The organism is Sporosarcina sp. P16b (assembly GCF_002743065.1).
GTDB lineage: Bacteria > Bacillota > Bacilli > Bacillales_A > Planococcaceae > Sporosarcina.
Map to the genome: position 1 here is coordinate 211,077 of NZ_PDYO01000002.1, position 13,676 is coordinate 224,752.

The window sequence follows — 13,676 nt, forward strand, 5'->3', positions numbered from 1 at the left end:
GAATAACTAATGAGCTTTTATTAACTGATAGTAACTTACAAGCGTTAATATTTCATATGTGCATAAATTCTTGCCATTGTTAAACTAAATTAATAAGGCACTGAAATTATAATTAGTTCCATTTATTACCTGATTGTGCAATCAACAACTTTTATCCTGAAAAAAATTGGGGAAATTGTTTCACAATCGCATTAGTTAGTGTGTCCGCCATTTGTAAAGCTTCTGCCTCAATTTTGTTAAACACATCAATACTTGATTGAATATTGTTTTGGAGTATAAGTACTGCTTCCTGTTTAGTAAGAGCCAGATGCTCGAAAAACATTGCTTGAAATTTATCTTTTGAAATAAAAGGATTTATTTCACTTAGAAATTCAGCAATTTCTTCTCCATTTTCGTGCCATCTTCGATCTATAGCTGCTACAGCTCTCTGATCACCGGCTTTTGCAGCTTTGACAAGTTCCGCGGCAATTACCAGGTGCTCCCTTATTAATTTGCTGTACATGTCGGCTATTTTATTTCCATAGTAAGGTCTCAATAAACTTCCATTATCTGTAGAGTTTTGGAGTAGACGTGCGGTAACAGCATCTATATCAGGTGAATTAAAAGCAATGCTATTTATTGTCATTCTCGTCCAGTATACGTGTTGTAACCAAACTAAACGCATAGAATTATTTAAACTGTCTTTCTGTTGATTATAAATAGGTTTGTCACCCCATCCCTCATGACATTGAGGGTTATAGTCAAATTTATAATTCGCTCCACATTGACAATAAGGGTTTAAACAATTACGTTGATAATAAGGGTAACCACCGTAATACCCCTGTTTATTTTGCCACATCTTGCATCCCTCCAAAACTTTAGTTCTTATTAAATTACTATATGTAATATAATTCAATTAGGTGTTTGTCTTTACTAGTTGAATGATTCACTTTCGTAAATCAGCAATTTTTAATTTGAAACTTTTTCGGGATCGCTTCACAATCGCATCAGTTATTGTGTCCGCCATTTGTAAAGTTTGCGCCTCAATTTTGTTAAACGCAGCAATACTTGATTAAACATTGATTCGGAGTATAAGTACTACTTCCTGTGTAGTAATATCCACGTGCTTAAAAAAACATTTCTTGGAATTCATCTCTTGAAATAAAAGGGTTTATTCTACTCAGATATTCGGCAATTTCTTCACAATTTTCGTACCATCTTCTCGTTATAGCTTCCACATCTTTCTGATTGCCAGCTTTTGCAGCTTTGACAAGTTCCACAGCAATCAACAGGTGCTCCCTTATTAATTTGCTGTATCTCTCGGCTACTCTATTTCCATAGAAAGGCTTTAATAAGCCTTACTACCCCCTTTACTACAAAATGGTCCTATTGTGGAAAGGTCGCAAATCCTTTTTTAAGAATAGCGCCCGATTGTTGAATATCGTTATTGAACTAAAGCACCCGTTAGTTGAATAAGAATTAGGACTTGATTTCTTTCAATTTCGCTAAAAATTCAGTTTGAAAGCCTGCTTCAAATACTACACACTGAATTATGTTTAGGTCTTCAGAAAAGGCAAATAAGCCTTTTAAATCTATAAAAGATAATGGGGTAAATTCGGGTCTAGGTTTTACTTCCCATGACTGGACTTCACCTATGCAAAGAAAATCATCAGAATTTCGATACTCACTTTCTGAAAAATAAACTTCAAGAAAACCAATTGCTGAGGAATCTATGAAGCCAGTTTGAATCATCTTTTTCCCCTTTATAACAGTCTGTTTATAATCAAAGGGGATTTTCAATGGAACAGGTTCCGATATAATTGTAATTAGCCTAGTTGAATAATCAGCGAGAATGGATACTACACCTCTAAAAATGTAATGGTACTGCTCAATGTCCTCACACTTTATTTCGAAAATACTTATAGGCATTTCCTTTGTTTTAATACCGAAATTTAGTTCCTCTTCATAGTCCTCGCTTACATTTATAAATGAGATTTCCACTATTTGCTGTCCCTCCAAAAAATAAACTTCAACAGATATAGCCTTGATTAACATCAGGATTTTACAATCACTTATTGAACTAACCTGCCCCGTTAGTTCAACAAGAAGAGTATTATGTTGATACACTAAAGCACCCGTGACTTTACACCTTAAATCTTATCATCATCTTCCGTTTGACCATATTCCTTCTCCAACAATTCACTAATTCCTTTTCCTTTATCTCTTTTTCCATATTGTTTCTCAAACATTTCTCCAATAATTGAATTGTTAATCCCTTTAGTCACGGCTACTTGAATAACTATGAATAGAACAAACAATCCTACAAGATATAACACAATTGCTTCCACGGCTATAAATCCCTCCAAACATTAAGTTGAATTGAATGGCTAATTTCACCAAATATCTTATTGAAGTATTCGCCCTTTTAGTTGAATAAGAAAAGGGTGCTTATCCCTCAATTGAAGTAAGCTCCCGTTCTCAAGAAAACACAAAATTATTTAATCCTTTTTACCCTGATTGAGAACCTTAATTATTTCAACTAATTTCTCGTTTTTTTCTTGGTCTAATTTTATTTTCTTGTTCATGAACTTAATTACCCTGATTATAAAATAATTTGTTCTTTTAGCTTGGGTACCTATTATTTTTTATTTGGTTCTAACTGGTTTTGCTTCCATCTCCACCGTTAATCATTTCAAACCTTCCAAATTAGTAAGTATATCAATATCATACAGTATCTTCCTCAACTAACCTGCCCCGTTAGTAAAAACACTCCTTATGTCTATAATTCTATTAAGTTGGCAATAATCCCTTTGATATTACTTTTTTAGGAGGAATGGAATTGTTACTGTCAAAAGCATGGTCTTCGTTTGAAGCTGATAAACGAATAGAGGGTTTTTCACCACAAACCTTGAAGGCCTATCACTTACAGTCTTTGCTACTAATTGGTTATTTTAAGGATGTTGAGATGGAATTGCTGGATACAAATCAACTGAAGGAATATCTTGCGGAATCGGGCAAACATTTAAAACCAGCCAGTCTTGCACATCGCATCCGCTTTATGAAATCATTTTTTCGTTGGTCTCATGAAGAAGGCTACTTGAGTAAGAATCCTACTTCCAAGATTAAAGAGCCCAAGGTAGGTAAGCGAATACCCAAATATTTAAACGAACGAGAGATTGAACACCTTCGTGAATCCTGTCATTCCCCAATGGAAAAAGCGATTTTTGAATTCATGTTTTCTACCGGTTGTCGAATTGGAGAAATAGTTGCGTTAGAAAAGAACGATATTAATTGGTCCAATCAATCTGCGATTGTTAGAGGAAAAGGTGATAAGGAAAGAGAAGTTTATTTTAATACACGTTGCGACATTTGGCTTAAACGTTATATTGAAAGCCGTAATGACAATAACCCTGCCATCTTTGTGACAGTAAGGCAACCACATAAAATGAGTGTTGCCCAGATGCGATACATCATCAAACGGATCTCCAATCGTGCTGAAATCAATAAGGAGATTCATCCACACCAACTTAGACACAGCTATGCAACTCATTTGCTGAATAATGGAGCTCCTATTGAAGTCATACAAAGTCTTATGGGGCATGAGAAAAGTGAAACCACGAGGATATACGCTCAATTAAGCGGAAGGCTAAGGAAAGAGTATTATCAGAAGTACTTTTAAATGTAAAGGAGCAATGTCTTAAAAGACGTTGCTCTACTTAACTAAAGCACCCGTTAGCTCATTTAGGAATGTATTTACCAAGCAACGTTTGAAGGCTTATTTTTGATTAACAAAACTCTTATATAAGGAAAATCCCAGAATATATTAAGCAGGCGCCTATCAACATTAAAAGAAATTTCACTATCCACCAAGGTGCTATACTCAACAAAAAAGAAAATATTAGCCAAGTAATGGTTATGATTATAGAATCTGAAGCAGCGGAGGAAGTATTTTCTCCAAATTTCTTATGTTCTTCTTTATTGTAAAAAAAGCTGCTTATGAAAGCACCTATTCCAAGTAGAATAATAAAAAACTTTAAAATGATCATCAAATTTACCTCTTTTTCATTACTTATAATTCTAATAGTTTATCTTAAATTTTGTTTCACTTCCTCCTCAACTAACCTGCTTCTTTAGTTCAATAAGATAAAAGGCTGTACTCCCTCTCCCTCTTGAAGTAAAGCACCCATTCATTGAAGAAGGATTTCATAATTTAAGGCTGTTTTCGCAATTTTTTTTAATCAAGAAGACCATTACCAATGTACTCAAAAGTATTCACATCAGCATAGATAATTACATTGTTTGGGCTGCCTTTACTTTTAGTAGGGAAATCGATTAAATATACTTCTTTCCCTTCATATGACTTATCATCGATTTCAGTTATCATATATTCATTCAAAGTAACTTTAGAGACCTTTCCATCCATCCAAGTACCATCAATCCATTCTTTTTGTTTTGCAGATAATTGTTCCCAAACAATCCTTCTAACATCATTCTCATTTTTTTCCTCATTAACTTGCTCATTATTACCCACAGTGTTTTGGTCATCGCTATTCTTTGCTTGTTTATTCTGAGTAGAACAAGCAAATAAACCTAATAAGAGACAAGATGAAAGAATAAACAGAGTGATTTTCTTCAAAACCAACACCTCCTCATTCGATTAGACGACAATCACCCTTATACGTTTCACGCTTAGTCTGCTTTATTGTCAACTGTACTCCATTTTTGAATAAGTTAAACAACGCTTTTCAACTAACCTGCCTCGTTACTTTAAGTACATAATTTCACAATCCCCTTTAAAATATTGCAAAGAGATCAAATATTCCTTAAAGGAGTTGCTCCACATTCTGGCCCGATTGTTGAATTAACTTACCATTATTTAATTATGTTTAGAACAATCTGTACAATGAATTTTGCCCTCATTTTTCAAATACGCTTTTATTTCTACCATGCCGACATATTGTGGAACTTTCATTTTCACATAGATTTCTTCACCAGGTTTAACTTCTCGATTGCAAGTAGAACAATATAACGTACGCTTGAACAATTGACTACCTCCCTTTACTAGAAAATGATCCTATTGTGAAAAGGACGCAAATCCTTCGTCAAGAATTGCGCCCGATTCTAGAATTGTAACGCTCAATTGCCTACATTTTTTCTAGCTAATCTATCTTTACAATTTAAAACCAACTCAAACATGAAAAAAGCTAACAATCCACTCCAAAAAATAAAAACTGGAGAAAACAAGCCAGTTGATGTAAATAAATAATAAAAATAATCGATTGCCGAAACGAACATGTACGTAAAGAAACCAAAAGCCAACCCTTTTTTAGAGTTGAATACTTGTCTATCATTCATTTTTCTGAAGAACATCACATGTCACATCCTTAACTTCACAATCAGGGCCGTTGTTGAATAAGCCGACCTCTTATATCTCTATTTTTTCATAAAATCATTTATTCCCTTCAATGGTATCAGTTATTTTAAATACCCTGTTCGAAACTCCTGTCAGCCGTGCCATTAGCAGAGCGACATAAATTTACGTGTTGCTGTTTATTGGTTTACCCATTGCGTTGTTATTTTTTGCTGATAACCGCTTTAAGCATGGATATAGGTACAAAAATAAGGACGCTAATTCATATGCGAATCGCGTCCCCAATTGGTAGGCTATTTACTGTTTTCTCCCCGTGTTCTGAACCCGTTCACAGTACACGAAAGTCTTTTTTACAATATATACTTATCGATCTTCAATACCAATTCTGCGATTTCCGGCTTACTGACTTGATCGTCAGCTCCAACACTATCTCCTTTATGCTTCAAGTCATCTGTGATGAGTGAAGAGAAGATGATAATCGGCAGTCCCGCAAGTTGAGGCGTTTCACGAATTCGTTTTGTGAAATGGTGTCCGTCCATTTGTGGCATCTCGATATCCGTGATGACCAACTGGACTTCCTCCTTCACATCAACACCATCCGCCACTAGCGTTTCTAAATAATCAAACGCATCTTTGCCGTTTTCATAGAAGTCGAGATTCGCGTAGCCTGCTTCATTGAGCGTGTCATACAATAACTTACGCAATAACGGGGAATCTTCCGCAATCAAAATGCGTTTATTTGATCGTTCACGCTTCCCAAGCTTCTTCACTTGCTCCACGTTAATACCTGCTTCCGGATTAATATCCACAATGATCTTTTCGAAATCAAGCAACAGCAACATATCGCCGTCGAGCTTGATGACGCCAATCACCTGGGAGTTTTCTGCTGCATAAATGCCAGAAGGTTTCTCAATTTGATTCCAAGAAATGCGGTGGATCTGCGTCACGTTATGTACGCGGAAAACGACCGTTTGTTTATTGAATGATGCGACGATATACTTTGCATCTTCTGGACGGCTTGAAGGGGCCATTCCTAAAATTTTCTCCATACTGACGACGGGCAATACTTCGCCACGCAACTGAATAATTCCTTCCACCGCAAAATGTGCATGGGGAATCGGCGTGATTTTCAATGGCATGATGATTTCCTTCACTTTGATCACGTTAATGCCATAACGGTTCCCTTGCATCTCAAATCCGACAATCTCCAGCTCATTTGTGCCACTTTCCAATAAAATTCCTGAATCATTGGACACGCTCTTCCACCCTCTCAGACTATATGGTCAATTGCTAATATATGTATTCATCGAATATACCATTCATTGGTGCGATAGAACTAGTATATCACACCAATTGACTATCAATCTATGGGTATGTAAATAAATCTAGTAATGAGTTCGAGTTAAGGATGTACGAAACCTCGCGTATTTGACTCTGCCAGCCAGCTTTCGAGTTGTGGAACGGTCAAGGGTTTCGAGAAATAGTATCCTTGGAAAGTCAAATCAGACTTCAAACCAAGCAGAAATTCCACTTGTTCTTCTTTCTCTACGCCTTCGACGACTATTGTCAGATCCATCGAGCATCCGATCGCTATGATGGCATTTAGCACCGCACTGTTCTTCGCTGGCGCGGGTACTCTGTCTGTAAAGGACTTATCGATTTTCAGCGTCGTAATGGGCATCTGCTGTAAAAAGGACAACGACGACACGCCAGTCCCGAAATCATCAAGCGCGATCGAAAATCCATAGCGCCTGAATCGTTTCATTGCAGCAATAGCCTGGTTAGTGGACTTCGCCGTACTCGTTTCCGTTAGCTCCAGTTCAATACGACTTGGATCCAGTCGATACGCAGTGGTTTCTTTCCATAACAGATCGAGTAAATGTGGTTCTGTCACGTATTCGCCAGGAATGTTAATGGCTACTTGCGGTACATGAATACTTTGCGAATCCCAGTTATGAATCTGTCTGCACACTTCGCGAATAACCCAGTCCGTCACTTCTCCCATTCGCCCTTCTTGCTCTAGGATTGGAATGAACGTCGCGGGCGTAATCGCGCCAAGTTTCGGGTGCGTCCAACGAAGCAATGCTTCCACACCGACAAACTCATGGATAGCCCCTTTTACTTTCGGTTGATAGACGAGATAGATCTGTCTTTCATCCAACGCTTTGGAAATATCGCGCAAGACATCTTGCTCATACGACATTCCGTGCGTCACTGGATCGAACGTCACCAATCCCCACTCATGTGAAGCTGCCGCTTGTTCCACAACCATCAATGCCTCTTTATACAACGTCTTCACAGATTTGTTTTGATCAGCCTTAGCTAATCCACATGCATAGCGCATCTCTTGGTTTTTAATAGATAATAATTGATCCATATCACGCTGCATAAGGACTAAGTTTTTATAAAAATCTGCGGTGCGTCCCGTAGATTCCACACAAAATAGATAACGATTTCCGCTGACACGATATAACTGTGCATAGGAAGGTTTCCACTTCGCAAACAACTCACCGATTTGCTGCAGGATCTTATCTCCTTCTGAGTAACCATATAATTGATTGATACGTGGCAGATCAGGGAAATTCCAAATCGCAACATCTCCCGGTGCGACTTCATCGGTCAAACAACGTTCCCAATTCCGGCGATTCGGCAGTTTTGTCAAGACATCAAAATACTTCAGCCAATAATCGACATAGCCGTCAATATAGGAGATCAATAACATGCCGAGAAGCAAAAGCCCAGAGCCAACACCGATCAAAACATTCATCACCTGCATATGCATAACAGACTCACTTACTGCTTGTCCTTCTTCTACATAATACGTAGTAGCGAGTATGCCTAGATAATGCATAGAAAGTGTCCCGACAGTCAGGAAAAACGTCGCCAGCACTTTTGATGCCGAAATACGTTCTAGATTGCTGATTTCTCGCAATGTCAGATAGGCAAGCAATCCAGCAATCACGTTCCCCGCTATAAGTAAGTTCCAATCGTAGACGATTACAGCATCCACCTTCATCGCTTTCATACCTATAAAGTGCATAGCGGTCGTACCTTGCGCAATCAACGCGGCCCCTACTGCATGACGCCAACAAGCTTTCATCGGGCTACATACAAGCCGAAACGCAAGTAATGTCGCAAAGAAAATGGGCAATATACAAACAAATGCCCACCCATAATGCACATGCATTTCAATCGGCAACAAGAGTGAATTCATCGCAAGAAAATGGGTCGCCCAAATCCCAAACGACAATGCCAGTGAAGCCAATAAGAGCCATACTTCCCGCTTAAAGAAACTTGGCTTTAGCATACGATCATATAATACGAGTGTGGTATAGGAAGAGAACGCTATCACCAAAAATGATGCGAGTATCATTTTCGATGAAAAGGAACCGATTAATTGTGTATAGTCTTGGTAGTCTGGTGTCGAAAACATCCGTTCCACCTCCTTACCCCGTTAGATAGGGAAATTCATACTTTATCATGATTCTAAGTACTCACAGCTAACATTGTACAAAACGAGTTGCTTACTACTTATTATTTACTATTCGACAATACTAGTCAATCAATTTTTTATATATTCTGGACACTTAGCAATCTAATTCACGAGTAATGTGATAAGTGTATAGGGTTTTCCGTTAACCCGATGGCAAAATCTCTTTGGTTATCACAGTTTGTGAGGGATTATGGTAGAATAAAGCAAATTACAGAACTAAAGGAGAGATACAAATGCCCATCTATAATAAACTCGTTCGCGATCTCATCCCAGAGATTATCGAAGCGGATGGAAAAACTTGCGTGACTCGTCTATTGAATGATTCACAATACATAGCTGAAATTAAAAACAGGATGCATGAAGAACTGGCGGAGTACGAGGAAGCGAGTTATATTGGTATAGAGTCATTTAAAAAGAAAGTCAGTAAAATATATGAAAGATTCTACTCTTCAGACCAATAAAAAGACGTCCAATTTTTCTAAAATCGGACGTCTTTTTATTGAGTAGATTATCACTTGGGATTTACGGTTTTTGTCCAACGAACTGGATGACATGGGAAAGTCCTTTATGGAGGTCGCCTTCATGGCGTGTGACCTCTCCAACAAAAAAATGAATGATTCGCCAATCACTGAATGCGTCCAGAAAGTCTTCCGGTCGGTAGAGAAAATCCAGCTCTTTGGGGCCTCCGCTTTGATAAGGGATTTGGTCTTGTGAATAGACTTCCGCTATAAAATACCCTCCAGGCTTTACGGCTTCTTTGACTCCATGAAGGGTTTTCAGTCGGACTTCTCCTGGGAAGTGGCCAAAAATATTCACAACTCCATCCCATTGATTCTGCTGCCACTGTGCTTCTGCCAGATCGATCAGTTGCGTGTTCACCTGGACACCTTGTTTTGCTGCCAACTTTTTCACCTTATCCAATCCGGATTCGGCATTGTCCCATGCCGTGACGTGCAGCCCCTGTCTGGCCAGGAAGACGGCGTTTCTTCCTTCCCCTTCCGCGATGGTCAAGACCTCCCCAGATAAATTCCCCTGCATATCCTTTAGAAATACATTCGGTTCGGTCCCATAGATGTATTTCTTGTCTTTAAAGCGTTCATTCCAGTTCACCATTGTACTGCCTCCTTAGTTTTGGAGTGAATTCTGCAACTCCCAACAACGGTGGGTTTGCAATCGGTATTGGGCAAGCAAGTCCTTTTGCATCAAATGATTTATCTGTCTAAATCATTTAAAACCCTCTATACTGCGCAGTTGTTCGGGCCCGTCTCCATTTCCTTCGCTTCTTCAGGCGGTGGATTAATCTTGCCCATATTTGTCTGTCGGATTTCTTCATATGCATTCGGCTGATCTTTCAGACCTTCCGTAACCCGCTTGATAAACTTTTCTTCATCTTTTATCTGCAGTCCCTCATTGTTCTGATAAAGAACAGACAGTTTCGCTGACACACTGCCGTCTTCATTGAGCTCACTGACGTCCGAGTAATGAGCCGGAAGCACAAGCAGGTCATCAGCCAATTTTTTGTAGCGGCTGTAGAGGGTTTCGTACAGATCTTCTGCCCAGTCGCCCGCTTTACCGGCAAGATCCGGGCGGCCGATGGATTCTACAAACAGAATGTCACCCGTGAGCAAGTACTGATTATCGACTACGAATGTCGTACTGCCGATTGTATGCCCAGGAGAGTATACAGCTTCAATCTCTGCGCTGCCGACTTGAAATTTCATTCCATCAACGACTGGTTCAAATTTAAAAACCACTTCTTCCGCATCATCCGGCGGCAAATAATAGGTAGCATCCACTGAGTTCGCCAGTTTTTTACCGCCTGAAATATGGTCCGCATGCAAATGCGTATCAATGACATGTGTTATCTTCAGACCTTTTTCCCGCGCAAACTCTTCGTAGGTTTCTGTCATCCGGCTAGCGTCAATAATTGCCGCTTCCCCGTCGGATTCGATCATATAGGATAAGCATCCTTTGCCAAGTCGCACGAATTGATAAAGAGCGCCTCCGGGCAATTCACCAATTTTGACTGCTTCCAGCTGTTCACTCCAGGCTGCCATGCCGCCTTCAATCGAGTAGACATTGTCAAAGCCCTGTTCTTGCAAATAGGAAGCCGCTTTTTGGGAATTGTTCCCTCTTGCACACACTGTATACACGTTCTGGTCTTTCGGCAAATCCTCCAGACTCGTTGAATTGGAATCACTCAGCTCCCTGAAAGGAATGTTGAAGTATTTGACTTGATCTCCTTCAATCTGCCAGTCAGCCGCCTCGTCTTTGCCGCGTACATCCAGCACATAAACCGGTTCTTTCTGAAACACCTGATTCGCCACTTTCTTTGGGGATACTGATTTAATTTCCATAAATAATTCCTCCATTCCATAAACTCTTATTTACCGTCCGAGGTACACTGTACGGTAAAAAAATTAGCTTAAACTGTCTTATCAATACAGCCAATCAATCTCTTTTCAATATCCACCGCAATTTCCTTCAGCGAGTCGTTATTAACCATTTCTATCAGCGCACTCGGTTTCGGCATGCCTATTTTTGTTGTATCCTCCTCTTCAAAGATAACAATTTTGCATGGAAGGAAATACCCAACAAGCAGATCTTCGGATAGTACGCGGTTTGCTTCCTGCGGGTTGCAGACTTCAAGAATCGTATATGGTGTATCGAAATCAGTGCCTTTTTCCTGCAGTTTCGCAGTCAAATCGAAATTCCAGAGCACACCGAATTTTTCGTCCTTCAGATTCGCTTCCAAATCCTTCACCGCTTCATCCTTGCTCTTGCTTGTTTCCACTGTGTAATCAAACATTTGTATTGCTCCTCTCTTGTGTACTCATTCTTTTCTTAAACTTCCCGTATTAATCACGCCAAAACATTTCTTCTGGAAATAAGCCTTTACTACTTAGTGAAAATAACGAAGAACAAAAGCGGTCATCGTTTTATTTCCTATTTTATTTTCCAAAGCAATTAGCCATTGAAATCGGGAAATAAACACTACCAAAAGCAAACGAAGACGCAAAACCATCCAGTAGAAGTTCTAGACGTATCCGATTCTTTTGAAGTATGCGGATGAGCTAAGTGAATTGGAGTGGATCTTCGAGAGGAAAGATTTTATTTGAAGATGGTGTGTTTTGTTTGGTTGGGTATGGGAGATTTATGAGTATCGATTGCATTGGTATTTTGAGAGGAAGAGTTCTGTTTAACACACAAAAAAGTTGTAGCCATTGCGCAACTTTTTTGCGAGTCGGATCTAGGCTACAACCCTTTAACTACTTACGCAAAGAGTTGTCTTTGAAATGTTTAATTTTCTAAATAGGAATATTTTAATATAAATGAAATGAAACCTAAAACTAACCTCTTTAACAATTATATCTCCTCCTGTAAACATACCCTTTCAACATCTTACAGCTAAGTGTAGTACCTTGTAGTTATAATGATAAAGAGCTCTTAACAATAGGTTGCTACTATCATTTTACTTTTAAAAACAGAAATGTTAAAATCCACACAAATAAGTAGCAACTACATCTCTTCCATCAAAAATAGAGCAATGGGTTAACTAAAGTGTTAATTTATCCATTGCTCTATCATTTATTTAAATTTTATCTATTTAAACGCTCTAACTTTTTGCTTTTCTTTAATGCCGCACCTAAACGATGCAATGCTTCCTCTAATGCGTCTGTTGGCAATGCTAAGTTAATCCGCTCAAAGCCGTTGCCTTCTTCGCCAAAGATGTACCCTGACGTCGTAAAAAAAGCGGCATCCTTCTGCAAAAATGATTCAAGTTCTTCTTGATCCAAACCTAAAGCATTAAAATCTAGCCATTGCACATAAGTCCCTTCAATCAATGGTGCTTTGATTTGTGGGAAATATTCCTTAAAGTAGTCATGTACTAAATGTTGGTTGGTATCAATCACCTTTAACAACTCATCAAGCCAAGCTTCTGATTTTGTATAGGCTAATTCATAAGCCTTATATCCTAAAATGCCCACCATATTCCCAGTTTCTACTGCCAATTCTTGTTTGAATTGTTCACGAATTTTTTCATTTGAAATAATGATACTAGAAGCCATCATCCCCGCCAAGTTGAAGGACTTGGAAGCTGCTGTACAAGTAATTAACTTATCTGTTAACTCTTCATTAACCGTTGCAAGCACCGTATGTTGATGACCTGGCATGATAAAATCATACCAAATTTCATCTGAAATCACATATAATTCATGTTTCACAGCAATGTCTGCTAATTTTTCTAACTCTTCCTTTTTCCAAACTCGACCCACAGGGTTATGCGGGCTACAAAATAACAATATTTTGTTGTTCGGATCTGCTGCAGCTTTTTCAAAAGCCTCAAAGTCAATCGTATAATCATCATTATTCTTAAGTAACGGTACATTTACTTCCGTACGCTCATTATCCTCAATTGCCATACTAAACGGATAATAAACGGGACGAAAATTGATGACTCCATCTCCCTTTTTTGAAAACATACGAATTGCTGTATAGAAAGCGGATAAAATCCCTTGAGTGGGAACAATCCATTCCTTTTCAATTTCCCATTGATGTCGTCTTTTTTGCCAGTCCACTACAGCCGTTAAAAAGGATTCATAAGGACCTGTATAACCAAGCACTGCTTCATCTAGATATTCCCTTAATCCTTCTATCACTTCAGGTGGGTTTTTAAACTCCATATCAGCATCTGACAATGGGATAACATCTTCACTCACATCTGGATTCAACTTATACATTTGCTCCCATTTCAATGCACCTTTATCTTTTCGGTTCACTCTTGTTGTAAAATCGTATCCCATTTCTAACACTTCCTTATATAGATTGTAC

14 protein-coding genes are annotated in these 13,676 nt (G+C 38.7%); 2 read left to right on the plus strand and 12 right to left on the minus strand.

The features are described from left to right. Positions 1-151: 151 nt before the first annotated feature. The 4 genes from CSV77_RS04180 to CSV77_RS04190 all read right to left on the minus strand — a co-directional run bounded on the left by CSV77_RS04180 (position 152) and on the right by CSV77_RS04190 (position 2,327). Entirely contained in the window at positions 152-838 is a 687-nt protein-coding gene (locus CSV77_RS04180; protein ID WP_099672414.1) for an acetylglutamate kinase, read from the minus strand. A 268-nt stretch (positions 839-1,106) separates the two neighbouring features. Further along, the gene (locus tag CSV77_RS16860; protein ID WP_158232020.1) at positions 1,107-1,268 is read right to left on the minus strand and encodes a hypothetical protein; all 162 of its coding nucleotides are present in this window, start codon (positions 1,266-1,268) and stop codon (positions 1,107-1,109) included. Positions 1,269-1,458: 190 nt separating this feature from the next. Continuing rightward, positions 1,459-1,980, minus strand: a complete 522-nt coding sequence (locus CSV77_RS04185) for a hypothetical protein (RefSeq protein WP_158232021.1) — start codon at positions 1,978-1,980, stop codon at positions 1,459-1,461. 149 nt (positions 1,981-2,129) lie between these two features. After that, entirely contained in the window at positions 2,130-2,327 is a 198-nt protein-coding gene (locus CSV77_RS04190) for a hypothetical protein (protein ID WP_199203702.1), read from the minus strand. 491 nt (positions 2,328-2,818) lie between these two features. Between CSV77_RS04190 and xerA the strand changes: the two genes are divergently transcribed. After that, complete coding sequence (gene xerA, locus CSV77_RS04195; RefSeq protein ID WP_099672417.1) at positions 2,819-3,658, plus strand: site-specific tyrosine recombinase/integron integrase; 840 nt, start codon at positions 2,819-2,821, stop codon at positions 3,656-3,658. Positions 3,659-4,213: 555 nt separating this feature from the next. Here xerA and CSV77_RS04205 read toward each other — a convergent pair. The 4 genes from CSV77_RS04205 to CSV77_RS04225 form a co-directional block, all read right to left on the minus strand. Next, positions 4,214-4,615 (minus strand): hypothetical protein, encoded by a 402-nt coding sequence (locus CSV77_RS04205; RefSeq protein ID WP_099672419.1) that lies wholly within the window; start codon positions 4,613-4,615, stop codon positions 4,214-4,216. A gap of 240 nt (positions 4,616-4,855) precedes the next feature. Then, entirely contained in the window at positions 4,856-5,023 is a 168-nt protein-coding gene (locus CSV77_RS04210; RefSeq protein WP_099672420.1) for a Fe3+ hydroxamate ABC transporter substrate-binding protein, read from the minus strand. Between the two features lie 677 nt (positions 5,024-5,700). After that, positions 5,701-6,606 carry a chemotaxis protein gene (locus CSV77_RS04220; RefSeq protein ID WP_099672422.1) on the minus strand — a complete coding sequence of 302 codons (906 nt, stop codon included), beginning with the start codon at positions 6,604-6,606 and terminating at the stop codon, positions 5,701-5,703. A gap of 146 nt (positions 6,607-6,752) precedes the next feature. Next, positions 6,753-8,783 (minus strand): EAL domain-containing protein, encoded by a 2,031-nt coding sequence (locus CSV77_RS04225; protein WP_099672423.1) that lies wholly within the window; start codon positions 8,781-8,783, stop codon positions 6,753-6,755. Between the two features lie 293 nt (positions 8,784-9,076). Here CSV77_RS04225 and CSV77_RS04230 point away from each other — a divergent pair, with 293 nt between their 5' ends. Beyond that, positions 9,077-9,304: a nucleoside triphosphate pyrophosphohydrolase gene (locus CSV77_RS04230; RefSeq protein ID WP_099672424.1), complete on the plus strand. Its 228-nt coding sequence runs from the start codon at positions 9,077-9,079 to the stop codon at positions 9,302-9,304. Between the two features lie 61 nt (positions 9,305-9,365). On the opposite strand, the gene CSV77_RS04235 is transcribed toward CSV77_RS04230, so the two are convergent. The 4 genes from CSV77_RS04235 to CSV77_RS04250 form a co-directional block, all read right to left on the minus strand. Beyond that, positions 9,366-9,956 (minus strand): class I SAM-dependent methyltransferase, encoded by a 591-nt coding sequence (locus tag CSV77_RS04235; protein WP_099672425.1) that lies wholly within the window; start codon positions 9,954-9,956, stop codon positions 9,366-9,368. A gap of 125 nt (positions 9,957-10,081) precedes the next feature. Beyond that, entirely contained in the window at positions 10,082-11,200 is a 1,119-nt protein-coding gene (locus CSV77_RS04240) for an MBL fold metallo-hydrolase (protein WP_099672426.1), read from the minus strand. Positions 11,201-11,268: 68 nt separating this feature from the next. Then, positions 11,269-11,652 carry a DUF302 domain-containing protein gene (locus CSV77_RS04245; protein WP_099672427.1) on the minus strand — a complete coding sequence of 128 codons (384 nt, stop codon included), beginning with the start codon at positions 11,650-11,652 and terminating at the stop codon, positions 11,269-11,271. Between the two features lie 790 nt (positions 11,653-12,442). Continuing rightward, positions 12,443-13,648 (minus strand): MalY/PatB family protein, encoded by a 1,206-nt coding sequence (locus CSV77_RS04250; protein ID WP_099672428.1) that lies wholly within the window; start codon positions 13,646-13,648, stop codon positions 12,443-12,445. Positions 13,649-13,676 lie beyond the last annotated feature (28 nt).

What these genes read in the sequence shown, in the direction of transcription:
- CSV77_RS04240 (WP_099672426.1), bottom strand. Translation starts at nt 11,200, where the DNA reads ATGGAAATTAAATCAGTATCCCCAAAGAAAGTGGCGAATCAGGTGTTT.
- CSV77_RS04245 (WP_099672427.1), bottom strand. Translation starts at nt 11,652, where the DNA reads ATGTTTGATTACACAGTGGAAACAAGCAAGAGCAAGGATGAAGCGGTG.
- CSV77_RS04225 (WP_099672423.1), bottom strand. Translation starts at nt 8,783, where the DNA reads ATGTTTTCGACACCAGACTACCAAGACTATACACAATTAATCGGTTCC.
- CSV77_RS04250 (WP_099672428.1), bottom strand. Translation starts at nt 13,648, where the DNA reads ATGGGATACGATTTTACAACAAGAGTGAACCGAAAAGATAAAGGTGCA.
- CSV77_RS04230 (WP_099672424.1), top strand. Translation starts at nt 9,077, where the DNA reads ATGCCCATCTATAATAAACTCGTTCGCGATCTCATCCCAGAGATTATC.
- CSV77_RS04235 (WP_099672425.1), bottom strand. Translation starts at nt 9,956, where the DNA reads ATGGTGAACTGGAATGAACGCTTTAAAGACAAGAAATACATCTATGGG.
- CSV77_RS04180 (WP_099672414.1), bottom strand. Translation starts at nt 838, where the DNA reads ATGTGGCAAAATAAACAGGGGTATTACGGTGGTTACCCTTATTATCAA.